At 69.2% G+C, this 17102-nt stretch carries 13 protein-coding genes; 2 read left to right on the top strand and 11 right to left on the bottom strand.

All coding sequences use genetic code 11. The features are described 5' to 3' along the window. Positions 1-3: 3 nt before the first annotated feature. The 8 genes from SREC43747_RS0105055 to ndk form a co-directional block, all read right to left on the bottom strand. A complete protein-coding gene (locus SREC43747_RS0105055; protein WP_029720067.1) occupies positions 4-621 on the bottom strand; it encodes a VC0807 family protein in 618 nt (205 codons plus the stop codon). Further along, positions 618-2111, bottom strand: a complete 1494-nt coding sequence (locus SREC43747_RS0105050) for a carboxylesterase/lipase family protein (protein WP_029720066.1) — start codon at positions 2109-2111, stop codon at positions 618-620. Before SREC43747_RS0105050 ends, SREC43747_RS0105055 begins: the two co-directional genes overlap by 4 nt. Before the next feature lie 20 nt (positions 2112-2131). Continuing rightward, positions 2132-2740 (bottom strand): TetR/AcrR family transcriptional regulator, encoded by a 609-nt coding sequence (locus tag SREC43747_RS0105045; protein WP_037331374.1) that lies wholly within the window; start codon positions 2738-2740, stop codon positions 2132-2134. 82 nt (positions 2741-2822) lie between these two features. Further along, positions 2823-5792: a translation initiation factor IF-2 N-terminal domain-containing protein gene (locus SREC43747_RS0105040; RefSeq protein WP_029720064.1), complete on the bottom strand. Its 2970-nt coding sequence runs from the start codon at positions 5790-5792 to the stop codon at positions 2823-2825. Between the two features lie 169 nt (positions 5793-5961). Continuing rightward, complete coding sequence (locus SREC43747_RS0105035) at positions 5962-6747, bottom strand: TIGR03936 family radical SAM-associated protein (protein ID WP_029720063.1); 786 nt, start codon at positions 6745-6747, stop codon at positions 5962-5964. 202 nt (positions 6748-6949) lie between these two features. Continuing rightward, positions 6950-8917: a TIGR03960 family B12-binding radical SAM protein gene (locus SREC43747_RS0105030; protein ID WP_029720062.1), complete on the bottom strand. Its 1968-nt coding sequence runs from the start codon at positions 8915-8917 to the stop codon at positions 6950-6952. Between the two features lie 101 nt (positions 8918-9018). Continuing rightward, a complete protein-coding gene (locus SREC43747_RS0105025) occupies positions 9019-9564 on the bottom strand; it encodes a GNAT family N-acetyltransferase (RefSeq protein ID WP_029720061.1) in 546 nt (181 codons plus the stop codon). Position 9565: 1 nt separating this feature from the next. Continuing rightward, positions 9566-9982 (bottom strand): nucleoside-diphosphate kinase, encoded by a 417-nt coding sequence (gene ndk / locus SREC43747_RS0105020; protein WP_029720060.1) that lies wholly within the window; start codon positions 9980-9982, stop codon positions 9566-9568. A 226-nt stretch (positions 9983-10208) separates the two neighbouring features. Between ndk and SREC43747_RS0105015 the strand changes: the two genes are divergently transcribed. Then, the gene (locus tag SREC43747_RS0105015) at positions 10209-11309 is read left to right on the top strand and encodes a zinc-binding dehydrogenase (RefSeq protein WP_029720059.1); all 1101 of its coding nucleotides are present in this window, start codon (positions 10209-10211) and stop codon (positions 11307-11309) included. Between the two features lie 10 nt (positions 11310-11319). On the opposite strand, the gene SREC43747_RS0105010 is transcribed toward SREC43747_RS0105015, so the two are convergent. The 3 genes from SREC43747_RS0105010 to SREC43747_RS0105000 form a co-directional block, all read right to left on the bottom strand. Next, positions 11320-11772 carry a DUF4233 domain-containing protein gene (locus tag SREC43747_RS0105010; RefSeq protein WP_029720058.1) on the bottom strand — a complete coding sequence of 151 codons (453 nt, stop codon included), beginning with the start codon at positions 11770-11772 and terminating at the stop codon, positions 11320-11322. Continuing rightward, positions 11769-13136, bottom strand: coding sequence for a bifunctional tetrahydrofolate synthase/dihydrofolate synthase (folC, locus tag SREC43747_RS0105005; protein ID WP_029720057.1), 1368 nt, complete (start codon positions 13134-13136; stop codon positions 11769-11771). Before folC ends, SREC43747_RS0105010 begins: the two co-directional genes overlap by 4 nt. Positions 13137-13275: 139 nt before the next feature. Then, positions 13276-15909 carry a valine--tRNA ligase gene (locus SREC43747_RS0105000; RefSeq protein WP_029720055.1) on the bottom strand — a complete coding sequence of 878 codons (2634 nt, stop codon included), beginning with the start codon at positions 15907-15909 and terminating at the stop codon, positions 13276-13278. A gap of 206 nt (positions 15910-16115) precedes the next feature. Between SREC43747_RS0105000 and SREC43747_RS0104995 the strand changes: the two genes are divergently transcribed. Then, positions 16116-17102 (top strand): molybdopterin-dependent oxidoreductase (locus SREC43747_RS0104995; RefSeq protein ID WP_029720054.1); only part of this gene is annotated, 987 nt, incomplete at its 3' end.

Raw genomic sequence — 17102 nt, 5'->3', positions numbered from 1 at the left:
CGATCAGGAATCGATGATCGCGCGGATGGCCGGCCGGCGCAGGTAGAGCTGGGTGACCAGCTGCAGCAGCACCAGCACGGCCAGCCACTGCCCCAAGGACAGCGCCGGCACCACATCGATCGGCAAGGTGAACGCCAGCACGACTTGGACCACCGCGTCCACCAGCAGCCCCACTCCCCACAGGACCGTCAGCTTCTGCCAGACGCGGCGGAACGCCGCGGAGGCCTCCCACTGGGCGTCCCAGTCGTCCTGGTAGCCGGCCCGGGCGGAGAGCATCCGGCCCAGCGTGAACATCAGGGGCTTGCCGAACAGGGTCAGCAGCACGCCGACCCCGCACGCGGCGAACAGCAGCGCGTCCTTGGCCAGCATCATCCGCGGAGTGCCGCCGACGAAGGCCAGCAGGACGCTCACCACCACGACGCCGATCACGAACAGGGTGATCGGATCGGCTCGCCGGTGCGCGACCAGCTGGTACCCCAGCCGCAGCACCGGGACAGCGCCGCTGATCAACAGCGCTGCCACCGGTTCCGCACCGGTCGACCGCAGGAGGTAGTACAGCCCGACCGGCAGCAGCAGGTCGACCACCAGCTGCCAGGCGGACGATCGCCGCTGTCCGCTCACAGTTCGCGCCAGAACTCCAGTCGGTGGTCAGCGGCGAAGTCGGTGCGCTCGATCCGCTCCGGCGCCAGCTGCTGGACGTGCGGATCACCGGAGGCGAACGGGGCCCATTCCGGCAGACCTTCTCCGTTCGGGTCGCCGGTGCGGGCGAAGTTGGCCCAGTAGCTGTTCATCGTCCGGGCGAGCTTCCGCTGCGCTTCGCCCAGGTCCGCTGGTTCACCGAGGTCGAACTGGTAGAGGAGCTCGGCCGAGTGGTAGGCGCCGGCCGGGAACCCCGGCGGGAACGGGAGGATGTGCGGCGCTCCCCGATCGGCGAACTCGTAGACGAAGGTCTCCGAACGCCCGCTGAGCGCCTCGGCGAGCTCCCACGTGGACAGCGCCCACGCCCGGTCGGTGAGGATCTGCGCCCATTCCAAGCTGGCGAAGTCGAAGGAATCGGCGGAGTATTCGGCGGCCACCGCGGCGGCGTTCTCCCCGAAGGCCTGCTCGAGCAGGTGGGCGAGCCGTTCGGTGGTCACCGGCTGCCCCGCTGCCTCGTAGAACAGGCCGACGAACAAGCGCGCCTCGTCCCGGTTGCTGCCCAGCAGCACCGGCACGTCGTGGAACTGGCCGTTCCGCAGCGCCTCGTCGGGGGCCTGCGGCAGCACCTGTCCGCCGAAAGCTGGTCGGGTGAACACGGAGGACATCTGGAGCAGCTCGTCCACCTCGACTTCGCGCAGCTGCTGGAGCAGATCCCCCTTCTTGGGCAGCACCCAGCCGAGCTGGTCGGCCAGCTGCAGCCCGACGTGCTCCAGTTCGGGAAGCGGCATCCACATGGAGGACAACCCCGGCTGGCCGGGCATGAAGGTGTTGGCCGGCGGGCGCATCAGCGCGAAACCGCTCTGGATGATGGCGCGGTGGAACAGGCCCGCCGAGCCGGGGGCCACCAGGTGGGCACCGATGTTGAAAGCGCCGTAGGACTCCCCGAACAGCGTGACGTTGTTCGGGTCCCCGCCGAAGGCGGCGATGTTGTCCCGCACCCAGCGCAGCACGGCTTGCTGGTCCTGCAGGCCGAAGCAGCCGCCGTCCTCGAGACCGGGGAAGGCGAAGTAGCCCAGGATGCCCAACCGGAAGTTGGGGGTCACCACCACGACGTCTTCGTCCACGGCGAGCCGGCTCGCGTCGAACGCGGAGCCGGAGCCGTTGGTGCCGCCGCCTCCGTGCAACCAGACCATGACCGGTTTCGTCCCGGCAGTGCGCGGCGCGGTGACGTCCAGGTACAGGCAGTCCTCATCGCTGCTCTGGATGTTGGCGAACGCGCTCGCCGTTTGCGGGCAGGGGTTTCCCGGCTTGGTGGCGTCGCGCACCTCGGTCCACGGCTGCACCGGCTGCGGCGCCCGCCAGCGCAGCTCCCCGGTGGGCGGGGCCGCGTACGGAATTCCTTGGAAGAGCGAGAAGTCCTCGAAAACCCGTCCCCGGACGGGGCCGGTCGTCAGTTCCACGATGTCGTTCACGAAGCACTCCTTCCGCGCGGTCAAACAGCGCGGGTCGCCAGGTCGAAGGTGGATGCGAGTTCCCGGGCGCACCGGCCGGTGTCGCAGTTCGGGTCGTCCGCGAGGTGCAGCGCGATCCCGTCCAGGGCGTGCCGCAGCGCCAAGGCCATGACGTGCGGGTCGAATTCTCGGAACTCCCCCCGGCGCTGCCCCGACCGGAACAGGTCTTCCAGGTCCGCCAGTTCCTGCTGGCGGGAGCGCGCGGCCTGGTTCGCGGTCGCGCGCTGCCCGAGGGAGATCTCGGCGAGCGCCCGCATGTGCCGGTGGTGGTCCCGGTAGAAGTCGATGCTGGCCGTGATGAAGGCGAGCAGTTGACCGCGGGCGGTGGCTTCTTCTTCGATGCGGGCCCCCACGGTTTCGGCTGCTCGCGCGTAGATGTCGAGCACGACCTGGTTCATCAGGTCGTCCTTGTTCCGGAAGTGGTACGAGATCATGCCGGTGCTGCTCAGCCCGGCTCGCTCGGCGATCTTGCCGAACGAGGTTTTGGCGTAGCCGCGCTCGGCTATCACCTCGATGGCGGCGTCCACGATCTGCCTGCGCCGCATCAGCTCGGTGAAGGAGCGCCGGTCAGCGCCCGGATTTGCTCGCACAAGCAAAAAATAGCACAGTTGAGCAAACAGGTGGGCGTGGAAAAGGCCGGCCCGCGGAACGCGGACCGGCCTCGAGCGAGAATCAGTCACCGCTGCCGGCAACCGCCCCTTCCGACTTCACCGCGGCCGGCGGCCCAGCCGGGCGGGAAGCCGCCCGCCGGTTCTTCCGCACCGGCTCCGCGGGAGCCAGCTCCTGGGTGCTCTCGCCGTTCGAGCTCTCCACCGGCTTGCTCAACACCACCGGGCGCACCGGTTCCCCCGCGCTGCCGGCCGGCCTGGTGGCCCGCCGGCGGACGCGACCGTTGACCGCCGGCTGAGCGACGGCCTCCTCCGAAGCGGGCTCGGCGTCGGCAGCAGCGGGCTCCGGTTCAGCGGCCTTCTGCTCCACCGCTTCCCGCGGCTGCTCCGGCTGCTGCTTCTGCTCCGGCTTCTGCTTCTGCTGCTTGGCGCCCCGCTCGGCTTCCGCTTCCGGGGCCTTCTCCGGTTGGGCCTTCTCCTGCTGCGGCTTCTCCGCGGTGGCCTGCTGAGCCGGCTTGGCCTCCTCCTTGGCAGGTTTGGCCTCCTCCTTGGCCGGCTCCGAGCTCTCCCGGGACTGCTTGCCGTTCTCCGCAGGAGCGTGCTCCTGGTGCTTGTTGCGGTGCCGGTTGCGACGGGAACCGTTGTGCGAGTGGTTCACCGGGTCGGTGGACACCAGCACGCCTCGACCCCGGCAGTGCTCGCACGTGCTGCTGTAGGCCTCCAGCAAGCCGGTCCCCACCCGCTTGCGGGTCATCTGCACCAGGCCGAGGGAAGTGACCTCGGCGACCTGGTGCCGGGTCCGGTCCCTGCCCAGGCACTCGGTGAGCCTGCGCAGCACCAGGTCCCGGTTGGACTCCAGCACCATGTCGATGAAGTCGATGACGATGATGCCGCCGATGTCCCGCAACCGGAGCTGCCGGACGATCTCCTCGGCCGCCTCCAGGTTGTTGCGGGTGACCGTCTCCTCCAAGTTCCCGCCGGAGCCGGTGAACTTGCCGGTGTTCACGTCGATGACGGTCATCGCCTCGGTGCGGTCGATGACCAGGTACCCACCGGACGGCAGCCACACCTTGCGGTCCAGCGCCTTGGCGATCTGCTCGTGGATGCGCTGCTCGACGAACACGTCGTTGGGACCGACGTGCTTGTGCAGCCGCGGCAGCAGATCGGGCGCGACGTGCTGGACGTAGGCCTCGATGGTGTCCCAGGCCTCGTCACCCTGCACCGTCAACGACGAGAAGTCCTCGGTGAACAGGTCCCGGACCACCTTGATCAACAGGTCCGGCTCCTCGTACAGCAGCTGCGGCGCGTGCGTGCTGGGCGACTCGGCCTTCTCCTTGATGACCTCCCACTGCGCCTGCAGCCGCCTGATGTCGCGCTCCAGGGCCTCCTCGCTGGTGCCCTCCGACGCCGTGCGGATGATGACCCCGGCGTTGTCCGGCACGATCCGCTTGAGGATCTCCTTGAGGCGCTTGCGCTCGGTGTCGGGCAGCTTGCGGCTGATGCCGTTCGCCCCGCCGCCCGGCACGTACACCAGGAACCGGCCCGGCAGGCTGATCTGCGTGGTCAGCCGAGCACCCTTGTGCCCCACCGGGTCCTTGGTCACCTGGACCAGCACGCTGTCGCCGGTCTGCAGGGCCTGCTCGATCCGGCGGGCCTTGCCGGCCAGGCCGGCGGCGTCCCAGTCCACCTCACCGGCGTACAGCACGGCGTTGCGGCCCCGCCCGATGTCCACGAACGCGGCCTCCATGCTGGGCAGCACGTTCTGCACCCGACCGAGGTAGACGTTGCCGACCAGCGAACCGCTCCCCGGTGAAGTGACGAAGTTCTCCACCAGGACGTTGTCCTCCAGCACCGCGATCTGGGTCTGATCCTCGGTCTGGCGGACGACCATGCGCCGGTCCACGGCTTCGCGGCGGGCGAGGAACTCGGCCTCGGTGAGCACCGGCGCCCGGCGCCGAACGGCCTCCCGCCCGTCCCGGCGGCGCTGCCGCTTGGCCTCCAGGCGCGTGGAGCCCTTGACCGAGCGGACCTCGTCATCGCTGCTGTCCTGCCGGGACTCGGAAGGATCCCGGAGGTGGACCACGGTGTTCGGCGGATCGTCGTCCCGAACCGCCAGGTCGTCGTCGCTGGAGCCGCGACGGCGACGACGGCGGCGACGCCGCCGGGTGCTGCTGCCGGTGGTGGACGAGTCGGAAGCGCTCTCCGAGGACTGCTCCTGCGCGGACTGCGCGGTCTCCTCGCTCTGCTCCCGCTCCTCCGCCGGCTGCTCTTCCTGCCCGGACGCGGACTGCTGCTCCTTGTCCTGGTCCTGCGGCTTGGCGTTGGACTCCTCGCGAGCCTCGGGAGCGGTGTTGTTGCTGCTCTGCTCGGAGGAGTCACCACCTCGGCCACGGCCGCGGCCCCGCCGGCCCCGACGCCGCCGACGCCGGTGCGTGCCGCTGCTCTCCGAAGTCCCCGACTGCTCCTCGGCGGTGCTCCCGGACTCGGCGGCAGGCTCTTCCGGCTCGGCCTTCGGAGCCGGCTGCAGCTCCTGCGGCTCCGGCGCCAGGAACATCGCCTCGGGCGCGGCGAACACCGGCGTCAGGTTGGTCGGTGGTGCCTGCGGCTTGTCCTCCGGCTCGGTGGGCGCGGTGAACGCGGCCTGCGGCGCACCAGCCGCCACCGGACTCGCCGACTCGACCTCGGGCTGCGGAGCAGCACCGCTCGCAGCAACCGGAGCTTCCTCCGGCTGCCCGGCACCGCTCTGCTCCTCCTCGTTCCGCTCGTCCCCTCCGGCGGCTGGACCTTCCAGCAGCTCCGGATGGAGAGCCTTCACGACCTGCAGGGCAACGTCCCGGGTAATGTTCGACTGAGCGCTGCGGACCTCGGAGCCGAGCGACTTCAGCGTGTTGATAACTTCCCGGCTGCTCGAACCAAGCAACTTGGCGAGTGCGTGCACCCGAAGCTTGGCAGGAATCTCGATCGTGCCCTGCTCTCTTGCGGGTGTGGGCGGTTGCCCGCTGTCGTTCCCAGCGGGCGTGTCCATGTTCAACATCCAGCTCCTCCGCCCCCGGGCGCGTCCTCCCAGACGCGGCCGCACAGAGGCATGTGCGTTTCACGGCCTCCGCCGCTCGCAAGCGGCGGTAATTCTGTCAAGTTCCGACGCCCCGGTTCTCCGGCCGGGAAGCCACAGGGCGACAACGTTCACGCCGCCCGTGATCCGGCTACGGTCTCCCCGCCGGATATCGGTCGCCGACTGAGTCCTGGGCCAACGGGTCGGCAATCCTGCCGCCACTCTCGAGCCGGCCCTGCTCCAGCCGGGTCGCGCTCGCGGCGGCCGACGGTGCCAAACCGGCGACGACACGCAGGGCGCTCAGTACGTCGTCAGGTCGCACGACCGGTGTTGTGTGCCGTACGACCGCTACAAGTATCCCATACGGTTCGCCGCTGTCAGGCCAATCGTCCACTCGGGCGTTGATTGGACCTCTTTGCTCACCCAGCGCAACCACTTCGTCGCTGCCGAGCACTTCAGCGCTGACCAGCGCGGCCCGAGCGTCGATCGTGCGACGCCCGTTCTTGGTCATCCGCTCCACCGGAACGCTGTCCGCCGCCAGCACCGCCGAAACCGCGTCCCGCAGCTCCGCAACACCGGTGCCGGGCAGATCGATCCGCCAGCGGCTGACCTCCAGCTGGTCAGCCAGCGGTTGCGCATCGGCTTCCACAGCCGTCAGCACGTCGATGCCCGCCGGCAGCGCCGCGTCCAACTCCTCGCGCAGCACCTCGGGAGCCACTCGCTCGACCAGCTGGAGCTCGACGTACTCGGCTTCGCTGGCCACCCCGGTCGGCGCCGCCCCTGCCCAGGAGATCTTCGGGTGGGGGCTGTACCCCTGGGAGTAAGCCATCGGAACCCCGGCCCGCCGCAGCGCCCGCTCGAAAGCCCGAGCCACATCGCGGTGCGACGTGAACCGCAGCCGGCCGCGCTTGGCGTAGCGCAGCCGCAACCGCTGCACCGGCGGCGCCGAAGGGTTCGGTTGATCCTGTCGACTCAGAATGCCCTCCCGACCATGCTCGTCAACCTGGCCTGCTGGCCGTGTCGACGACGATGCTTGCTTGCTTCACGTCCCTGTGGCAACACCTGCCCGGCAAATGACGGTGGTGCACCGGCCCGCGAGCGGGCGCTGGTGGCAGCCCCGCCAACGGGCCGGCCCGGACTCATTGGGACTGGCTGAACGCCGGGTTGCGCACCGGAGCTCCCTGCCCCACCGGGCTGATCGGCAGCAGCTTGCGCCCGGACGGCCCGACCTCGATGTCCGTGCCCATCGTGGGGCAGACACCGCAGTCGAAGCACGGCGTCCAGCGGCAGTCGTCCTGCTCGCGCTCGTCCAGCGCGTCCTGCCAGTCGGCCCACAACCACTCCTTCTCCAGACCGGAGTCGAGGTGGTCCCAGGGCAGGACCTCGTCCTGGGTGCGCTCCCGGGTGGTGAACCAGTCGAGGTCGACCCCGTACGGGGCCAGCTCCTCCTCCGCGCAGCGGACCCAGCGCTCGAAGGAGAAGTGCTCGTTCCAACCGTCGAACCGGCCACCTTCCCGCCAAACCCGTTCCACGACCCGGCCGACCCGCCGGTCGCCGCGGGACAGCAGGCCTTCGATCAACGACGGCCTGCCGTCGTGGTAGCGCATGCCGATGTTGCGCCCCAGCGAGCGGTCGGAGTTGACCGCTTCCCGCAGCTTGCGCAACCGGTCGTTGATCGTGTCCGGGTCGGCCTGCGCCGCCCACTGGAACGGCGTGTGCGGTTTGGGGACGAAACCGCCGATCGAGATGGTGCACCGGATGTCCTTGCGACCGGTCTCCGCCCGGCCGGCCCGGATGACGTTGCGGGCCATCTCCGCGATCTGCAGCACGTCTTCATCGGTCTCGGTGGGCAAACCGCACATGAAGTACAGCTTGACCTGCCGCCACCCGTTCGCATAGGCGGTGGTGACGGTGCGGATCAGGTCCTCCTCCGAGACCATCTTGTTGATGACCTTGCGGATCCGCTCGCTGCCGCCCTCGGGGGCGAAGGTCAACCCGGTCCGCCGCCCGTTGCGGGAGAGCTCGTTGGCCAGGTCGACGTTGAAGGCGTCCACCCGGGTCGACGGCAACGACAGGCTCGTGTTGGTGCCCTCGTAGCGGTCCGCCAGCCCCTTGGTGATCTCCTTGATCTCGGAGTGGTCGGCGGAGCTCAGGGAGAGCAGCCCGACCTCCTCGAACCCGGTCGCCTCCAGGCCCCGCTGCACCATCTGGCCGATGCCCTCGATGGAACGCTCCCGCACCGGGCGGGTGATCATTCCGGCCTGGCAGAACCGGCAGCCACGGGTGCACCCGCGGAAGATCTCCACGCTCATCCGCTCGTGCACGCTCTCCGCGAGCGGCACCAACGGCTTCTTCGGGTACGGCCAGGCGTCCAGGTTCATGGTGGTCCGCTTGAACACCCGGTAGGGAACCCGGTCGCGGTTGGGCACGACCTCGGCGATGGTGCCGTCGGAGTGGTAGCTGACGTCGTAGAACTTCGGCACGTAGACACCGCCCGACTCGGCGAGCCGCAGCAGGAGCTCGTCCCGCCCGCCGGGCCGGCCCTCGTTCTTCCACTGCCGAATGGCGTCGGTGATCTCCAGGACGGCCTCTTCACCGTCGCCGAGCACCGCCGCGTCGATGAAGTCGGCGATCGGCTCGGGGTTGAACGCGGCGTGGCCACCGGCCAGCACCACCGGGTGCTCATCGGTGCGGTCCACCGCGTGCAACGGGATACCGGCCAGGTCGAGCCCGGTGAGCAGGTTGGTGTAGCCGAGTTCGGTGGCGAAGCTGACACCGAGCACGTCGAACGCCCCGACCGGGCGGTGGCCGTCCACGCTGAACTGCGGGATGCCGTGCTCCCGCATCAGCTCCTCGAGGTCCGGCCACACCGAGTAGGTGCGCTCGGCCAGCACGTCGTCCTGCTCGTTCAGGATCTCGTAGAGGATCTGAATGCCCTGGTTCGGCAGGCCGACCTCGTACGCGTCCGGGTACATCAAGCACCACCGGACGGTGACCTCGTCCCAGTCCTTCACCGACGCGTTGAGTTCCCCGCCCACGTACTGCACGGGTTTCGAAACACGCGCCAGCAGCGGTTCCAGTCTGCCGAAGACGGACTCCACACTCACGTGACCAGGGTAGTGGCCGCCCCGCGGCCACAGCCAAGCGGGCGATCCCGGCGCTCCTCACCGGCCGGAACCGCCCGCCGAACGGCGCGTTCAGAACGCGATCAGACTTCGCGGGTGAACCAGACCAGGTCCCGGCGGTCGTCCTCGGCCAGCTGCGCCGCGTCCGGCCAGCGGCCCCGCTCGCGCCAGCCCTGCTCCCGGTAGAAGTCCTCCAGGGCGTGCCCCGCCGGCACCGCGGTGTCCAGCTGCTGCAATCCCATCGCCTGCGCCTGCACCAGGGCGGCGTCGTGCAGCTGCTTGTCCCATCCCTTGCCGTCGAGCACCGGGTCCACCGCGATCGCCACCAGTTCACCGGTGTGCTGGTACACCGGCATCCGGCGAGCGCGCAGCACCGCTGCGCCGACCAGCACGTGCTGCTGGCCGATCGTGAGCAGGTTCGCCCGGCGGTTGCGGACGTCCTCGACGAGCTCCTCGGCTACCGACCGCAACCGGTCCACCTCGTCGGTGGGTTTGAACCCCACGCAACCACCCGCAACGGTCACCCGCCCCCAGAGGTCTGCCAGCGCCGCCGGCAGTTCCGGATGAGGGGTGTCCACCCGGTGCGGACCGGTCACGAAACCTTCGGGGTCAACGCTGATCTCGGACAATCTAGTTCTCCAGCTCCGGGAACCACAGCTTGATCTCCCGCTGCGCGGACTCCGGCGAGTCCGACCCGTGCACCAGGTTGTACTGCACTTCCAGGCCGTAGTCGCCGCGGATGCTGCCCGGCGCAGCCTTCTCCACCGGGTCGGTGCCACCGGCGATCTGCCGGAACGCCGAAACCGCCCGCGGGCCCTCGACCACCGCGGCCACCACCGGGCCGGAGGTGATGAACTCGAGCAGGTCGTTGAAGAACGGCTTGCCGTCGTGCTCCGCGTAGTGCTGCTCCGCCAGCTTGCGGTCCACGTTCTTCAGCTGCAGCGCGACCAGCTTCAGGCCCTTGCGCTCGATGCGGCTGATGACTTCGCCGACCAGTCCTCGCTGAACCCCGTCGGGCTTGACCAGAACCAGGGTGCGCTCGTTCACGTTCCTCTCCTTCGCAGACCGGGGCGCCGCAGGTGCTCGACGAGCGCCCGTTGCTCCAGTCAGGGTATCGATGCAGCTGGCGCACGAAGTGCAGCGGGGCTGGGCGGTCCGCGGCGCGCACAGGTCACCTCCGCACCCGGTGTCCCCCGAATTGACGATGGCATGCGGCGTGAGTCACAAGGTAGCTTCTCCCCGACCGACTGGCCGGTTTGATCTGGGAGGCCGAATGCACGCCGCTGTGCACACTGCCCCGAACCGCCCGTTGCAGATCGAAGAGCTCGCCGACCCGGAACCCGGGGTGGGCGAAGTGGCGATCGACGTCCACTCCTGCGGCGCCTGCCACAGCGATCTGCACGTCATGAAAGGCGAACTGGCTTTCCCCACCCCCGCCGTGCTCGGCCACGAAGTGGCCGGGGTGATCTCCGAAGTCGGTCCCGGAGTCACCGGGCTGTCCGTCGGCGATCCAGTGGTCACCAGCTTCATCATGCCGTGCGGCCAGTGCGAGCAGTGCGCTCGCGGCAACGAGGAGATCTGCCGGCAGTTCTTCGCGTTCAACCGCGCCAAAGGACGTCTCTACGACGACCGGACCCGCCTGCACCGCCCCGATGGCGAACCGGTGTGGATGTACTCCATGGGCGGCCTCGCCGAACGCTGCGTCACCCCGGCGACCTCGGTGTTCCGCGTGCCGGACGGCGTCGCACTGGCCGACGTGGCCTCGGTCGGCTGCTCCACGATGACCGCCTACGGGGCCCTGCGGCACGCCGCGGACGTCAAGGTCGGGGACTCGGTCGCGGTGGTGGCCACCGGTGGAGTGGGCTCCGCCCTGGTGCAGCTGGCCTCCGTGTTCGGCGCCTCGACGATCATCGCCGTGGACATCAGCGACGACAAGCTCACCGCGGCCAGCAAACTGGGCGCCACCCACACCGTGAACTCCGCCCAGGTCGACGCCGCCGAAGCGATCCGCGAGATCACCGGGGGCCGGGGCGTGGACGTGGCCTTCGAAGCGCTCGGTTCGACCGCCACCTTCGGCATCGCCCGCGACTGCGTGGTCGAAGGAGGCCAGGTCGTGGTGGTGGGCATCGCCCCCAAGGGCACCACCGGCGAATTCGACCTGGCCACGATCGCCCGCCGGAAGCTGCAGATCAAAGGCTCCTACGGGGCCAAACCCCGGCGGGACATGCCGATCCTGCTCGACCTGGTGGCCCGCGGACAGCTCCGCCCGAAGGACGCCATCACCCGGCGCTACCCGTTCAGCCAGGTGCAGGAGGCCTTCACCGCGCTCGACCGCGGCGAGACCATCGGGCGTTCCGTGATCGACATCCGGTGAGCCGGGCGGCTCAGCCCTGCTCCTCCGGCGGGTACCCGGGCGGATGCCCCAGCTGGTCGTAGAGCTGCCCGGCCTGCATCCGGCGGGCCACGTCGCGGCGCAGGTACAGGATGTACCCCCAGATCGCGGCGAAGATGGCGCCCATGATCCCGATCGCGGGGTGCACCACCGCGCACACGACCATGGCGGCCTGCAGCGCGAGGGCCACCCACAGCCCCCAGGTCTTCCGCTGCACGAACGCCGCCACCAGCATCAGCCCGGACAGCACCGCCACCACGGTGAACCCGGCGCTGGAAACGCCCCCGCCGAACTGCCACACCACCGGCAGCGCGAGCAAGAAGACGATGAACTCGAGAACCAGGGTGCCCGCCATCACCCCGCGCAGCCCCTTCCACGGGTCCCGCACGCCAGGGGGCGGCACCGGCAGACCGGTTTCGTCCTTCGGCAACTCGTTCTCGCTCATGCCGGCTCCTTACCGAACAGGGCACGGGCTTCCCCAGCGGTCACGACAGAACCGGTGATCACCACACCGCCGCCGGAAACCGGGTCCTGGGGCTGGGAGGTCTCCTCCGCCAGCTGGACCGCGGTGTCCACCGCGTCGTCCAACCGGGGCTCGACGACGATCCGGTCCGGCCCGAAGACGTCCTTGGCGATGCGGGCCAACTCGTCCGGGTTCACCGCCCGCGGCGAGGAGTTGCGGGTGATGACCACTTCGTCCACCACCGGCTCCAGCGCACCGAGGATGCCCGACGCGTCCTTGTCGCCCAGCACTCCCACCACCGCGACCAGCTTGCGGAAGGAGAACTCCGAGCTGAGCGTCTCCGCCAGCGCCCGGGCACCGTGCGGGTTGTGCGCCGCGTCCACCAGCACCGCCGGGGCCGACCGCACCCGCTCCAACCGGCCCGGGGTGATCACGCTGGCGAACGCTTCCCGCACCACGTCCTCGGTGAGCTTGTGCTCCGCGCCCGCGCCCAGGAACGCCTCCGCCGCGGCCAGGGCCAGGGCGGCGTTGCGGGCCTGGTGCGCCCCGTGCAGCGGCAGGAAGATCTCGTCGTAGACGCCACCGAGCCCCTGCAGCTGGAGCATCTGCCCCCCGACCGCGATCGTGCGGGACAGCACCCCGAACTCCTGCCCTTCCCGGGCCACCGTGGCGTCCACCTCGGCGATGCGCTGGTAGATGGCTTGCGCTGCCTCCGGCCGCTGCTCCGCCACGACGGCGATCGAACCGGGCTTGATGACCCCGGCCTTCTCCCGACCGATCGACTCCAGGTCGTCACCGAGGTAGTCGGCGTGGTCCATGGCGACCGGGCAGATCACCGACACCTTCGCGTCGGCCACGTTGGTGGCGTCCCAGCTGCCCCCGAGCCCCACCTCCAGGACGGCGGCCTCCACCGGAGCGTCGGCGAAGGCGGCGAAGGCCATTCCGGTGAGCACCTCGAACTTGCTCATCCGGATGTCGCTGCGCGAATCCACCATGGAGACGTAGGGCGCGATGTCCCGGTAGGCCTCCACGTAGGCGCGAGGACTGATCGGTGCGCTGTCGATGCTGATGCGCTCGGTGGCCAGCTGCAGGTGCGGGCTGGTGTACCGGCCGGTGCGCAGCCCGTGCTTGGTCAGCAGCGCGTCCACCATGCGCGAGGTGGAGGTCTTGCCGTTGGTGCCCGCCACGTGGATGACCGGGTAGGTGCGCTGGGGCTCGGCCAGCAGCTCGGTCAACGCCTCGATCCGGTCCAGCGACGGTTCGATCTTGGTTTCCGGCCAGCGCTCGTTGAGCTCCGCTTCGACCGCTCGCAATTCCTGCAGCTCGGCAGGATCAATGCCGAACACGTGCCCTCACTCCTCGCGCCCCGACTGAATGCCGAGGTCAGTCTACGTGTCGGTGCGCGACACAAACCTTGCTGCCCAGCCCGGGGAGGTGCGCAGTGGCACCTGACCGGGCCACCGGCCAGGTGCCACCAACGATCTTTCAGCCCTGCGGGAGAGCCGCCAGGCGGGACTTGATGCGCTCGATGTCGGCCTGGGCCGTCTCCCGGCGCACCTTGATCTTGTCCACCACTTCGGCCGGCGCCTTCTCCAAGAACGCCGGGTTCTGCAGCTTCTTCTCGGTGTTGGCCAGTTCCTTCTCGGCCGCGGCCAAGTCCTTGTTCAGCCGCTTGCGCTCCGCCGCGACGTCGATCGCGCCGGACAGGTCGAGGGAAACGGTGACCACCCCACCGGGCAAGCCGACCTCGATCGAAGCGCTGGACGTGAAACCGTCCTCCGGCTCGGTGATGCGGGCCAGCGCGCGAACCGCCTTGACGTGCCCGGCCAATCCCTGCGCCTCGATGCCGTCCAACCGGGCGGCCACCCGCTGTCCGGGCTTGAGGCCCTGGTCGGAGCGGAACCGGCGGATTTCGGTGACCAGCTTCTGCACCGCGGCGATCCGTTCGGCCGCCGCCTCGTCGACCGGTTCGGTCGCCGGCTTCGGCCACTCCGCGATGACCAACGACTCACCGCCGGTCAGCGTGGTCCACAGCTTCTCCGTGATGAACGGGATGATCGGGTGCAGCAGCCGCAGCAGGATGTCCAGCACGTAGCCGAGGACTTCCCGGGTCCGCTCGGCCCGCGGGCCGTCCTCGTCCATCTGGACCTTGGACAGCTCGAGGTACCAGTCGCAGAACTCGTCCCACGTGAAGTGGTAGAGCAGCTCGGTGGCCTTGGCGAACTGGAAGTCCTCCAGCAGGTTGTCCACATCAGACGCCAACTGGCCGACCCGGTCGACGATCCAGCGGTCCGCATCGGTCAGCTCGTCCCGCTGCAGCGGCGCCTCCGGCACCCGCGCCCCGTTCATCAACGCGAACTTGGTGGCGTTGAACAGCTTCGTGCAGAAGCTCCGGGAACCGGCGACCCACTCCTCCCCGATCGGCACGTCCGTGCCCGGGTTGGCTCCGCGCGCCAGCGTGAACCGCAGGGCGTCGGTGCCGTACTCGTCCATCCACACCAGCGGGTCCACGGTGTTGCCCGCCGACTTGGACATCTTCTTGCCGTGGGCGTCCCGGACCATGCCGTGCAGGGCGATCACCTTGAACGGCTCCACCCCGTCCATCGCGTACAGCCCGAACATCATCATCCGGGCCACCCAGAAGAACAGGATGTCGTAGCCGGTGACCAGCACGCTGGTCGGGTAGAACTTCCGCAGGTCGGCGGTGTCGTCCGGCCAGCCCATCGTGGAGAACGGCCACAGGCCGGAGGAGAACCAGGTGTCGAGGACGTCCTCGTCCTGGTACCAGCCCTCGCCGGTGGGCGGTTCCTCGTCCGGGCCCACGCACACCATCTCGCCGTTGGGGCCGTGCCACACCGGGATCCGGTGCCCCCACCACAACTGGCGCGAGATGCACCAGTCGTGCATGTTGTCGACCCAGTCGAAGTAGCGCTTGGCCATTTCCGGCGGGTGGATCTGCACCCGACCGTCGCGCACCGCGTCCCCGGCCGCCTTGGCCAGCGGACCCACTTTGACGAACCACTGCATCGACAGCCGCGGCTCGATCGGCTCCTTCGACCGCGAGCTGTGCCCCACGCTGTGCAGATACGGCCGCTTCTCAGCGACGATGCGCCCCTCGGCGCGGAGCGCTTCGCGGACCGCCTTCCGGGCCTCGAACCGGTCCATGCCGTCGAACTGGGTGCCGGTCCCGGCGATGCGGCCGGCTTCGTCCATGATCGTCAGCATCGGCAGGCCGTGCCGCTTGCCGATCTCGAAGTCGTTCGGGTCGTGCGCCGGGGTCACCTTGACCGCGCCGGTGCCGAACTCGGGGTCGACGTGCTCGTCGGCGATGATCGGGATCTTCCGGCCGGTCAGCGGCAGCTCGACCTCCGTGCCGACCAAGTGCTTGTACCGGTCGTCGTCCGGGTGCACCGCCACCGCGGTGTCGCCGAGCATCGTCTCCACCCGGGTGGTGGCCACCACGATGGAGTTCTCGCCGTCCCCGTAGCGCATGGAGACGAGCTCGCCCTCGACCTCCTTGTACTCGACCTCGATGTCGGACAAGGTGGTCTGCATCTGCGGCGACCAGTTGACCAGCCGCTCGGCCCGGTAGATCAACCCGTCGTCGTACAGCTTCTTGAAGATCGTCTGGACGGCGCGGGAGAGCCCCTCGTCCATGGTGAAGCGCTCGCGGGTCCAGTCGACGCTGTCACCCATGCGGCGCATCTGGGACAGGATGGCCCCGCCGTGCTTCTCCTTCCACTGCCACACGCGCTCGACGAAGGCTTCCCGGCCGAGGTCGCGGTGGTCGATGCCCTCGTCCCGCAGCTGCTTCTCCACCAGCGCCTGCACGGCGATGCTGGCGTGGTCCATACCGGGCAGCCACAGCGTCTCGTACCCCTGCATGCGGCGGCGCCGGATCAGCAGGTCCATCAGGGTGTGCTCGTAGGCGTGCCCGATGTGCAGGCTGCCGGTGACGTTCGGCGGCGGGATGACGATCGAGAACGGAGGCTTGTCGCTGTTCGCGTCGGCGGTGAAATAACCGGCTTCTACCCAGCGCTGGTACAGCTCGGCCTCTACGTCGGCTGGATTCCAGGACGACGGAAGTTCACGGGGCTGCGCAGCATGGGTCTCAGTCACACTCCGAATTCTACGAGCGGCTGTTCAGCGCCTTCTGCGGGCATCGGCTCCCCCGTTGCTCCGCCTGCGGGCGACCGGGCCAGCGCGGTAGTACCGGTTGATGAGCTCGACTTATGGTGGTTGGGGACACCAAGAAGATCAAACAGGATTAAGTGGCTCGGTCAGCCGCTCCGATCCGCGTGGTCTCCGGTAGGGGAGGCAGGTTCATGGCACGCAAAGCTCCCGAACGGGATATCAACGAAGAAGAACTCGAGGTGGGCGGTCGGTCCGAAGCTGCGGCTGGGGTCAAAGGCGTTCTGGTCTCCCTGCAGCGCAGTTGGGAACAGATGGGCCTGGCCCGCACCGTGCGGACGCTCCCGCTGCTCAACCAGCAGTCCGGCTTCGACTGCCCGGGCTGCGCCTGGCCCGACCCGCGGCAGGAGGAGGGCGGGCACCGCAAAATCGCCGAGTTCTGCGAGAACGGCGCCAAAGCGGTGGCCGAGGAAGCCACCACCCGCCGCGTCGGCCCGGAGTTCTTCGCCGCCCACCCGGTGGCCGAACTGGCCGAGCGGACCGACTACTGGCTCGGCCAACAGGGGCGGATCACCCAACCGGTGATCCTCCGCGAAGGGGACACCCACTACCGGCCGATCAGCTGGGAGGACGCCTTCCAGGTCATCGCCGACAAGCTCAACGCGCTGGACTCGCCGGACCAGGCCACCTTCTACACCTCGGGGCGGGCCAGCAACGAAGCCGCCTTCGCCTACCAGCTCATGGTCCGCAGCTTCGGCACCAACAACCTGCCGGACTGCTCCAACATGTGCCACGAGGCCTCCGGCGCGGCGCTGACCGAAACCATCGGCATCGGCAAGGGCTCCGTCTCCCTCGCCGACGTCGAGCAGGCCGACCTGGTCGTGGTGGTGGGCCAGAACCCGGGCACCAACCACCCGCGCATGCTCACCTCGCTGGAGAAGGTGAAGCGCAACGGCGGCAAGATCATCGCCATCAACCCGCTGCCCGAAACCGGTCTGATGAGGTTCAAGAACCCGCAGACCGCGCGGGGCGTCATCGGCAGTGGGACCGCGCTGGCCGACGAGTTCGCCCAGATCCGCGTCAGCGCGGTCCCACTGCCGATGACGCCCCGCGCGGTCTGCGGGTTCTTGAACCTCATCAGACCGGTTTCGGGCAGCGGGTTGATGGCGATGATCTTGCCG

It is taken from the genome of Saccharopolyspora rectivirgula DSM 43747 (assembly GCF_000497205.1).
In the GTDB taxonomy this organism is placed as follows: Bacteria; Actinomycetota; Actinomycetes; order Mycobacteriales; family Pseudonocardiaceae; genus Saccharopolyspora; species Saccharopolyspora rectivirgula.
This window is presented reverse-complemented; position numbering and strand designations above follow the sequence as displayed.

Coding starts and splice junctions, on each gene's coding strand:
- SREC43747_RS0105040 (WP_029720064.1), bottom strand. CDS start 5,792: ATGTTGAACATGGACACGCCCGCTGGGAACGACAGCGGGCAACCGCCC.
- SREC43747_RS0105015 (WP_029720059.1), top strand. CDS start 10,209: ATGCACGCCGCTGTGCACACTGCCCCGAACCGCCCGTTGCAGATCGAA.
- SREC43747_RS0105010 (WP_029720058.1), bottom strand. CDS start 11,772: ATGAGCGAGAACGAGTTGCCGAAGGACGAAACCGGTCTGCCGGTGCCG.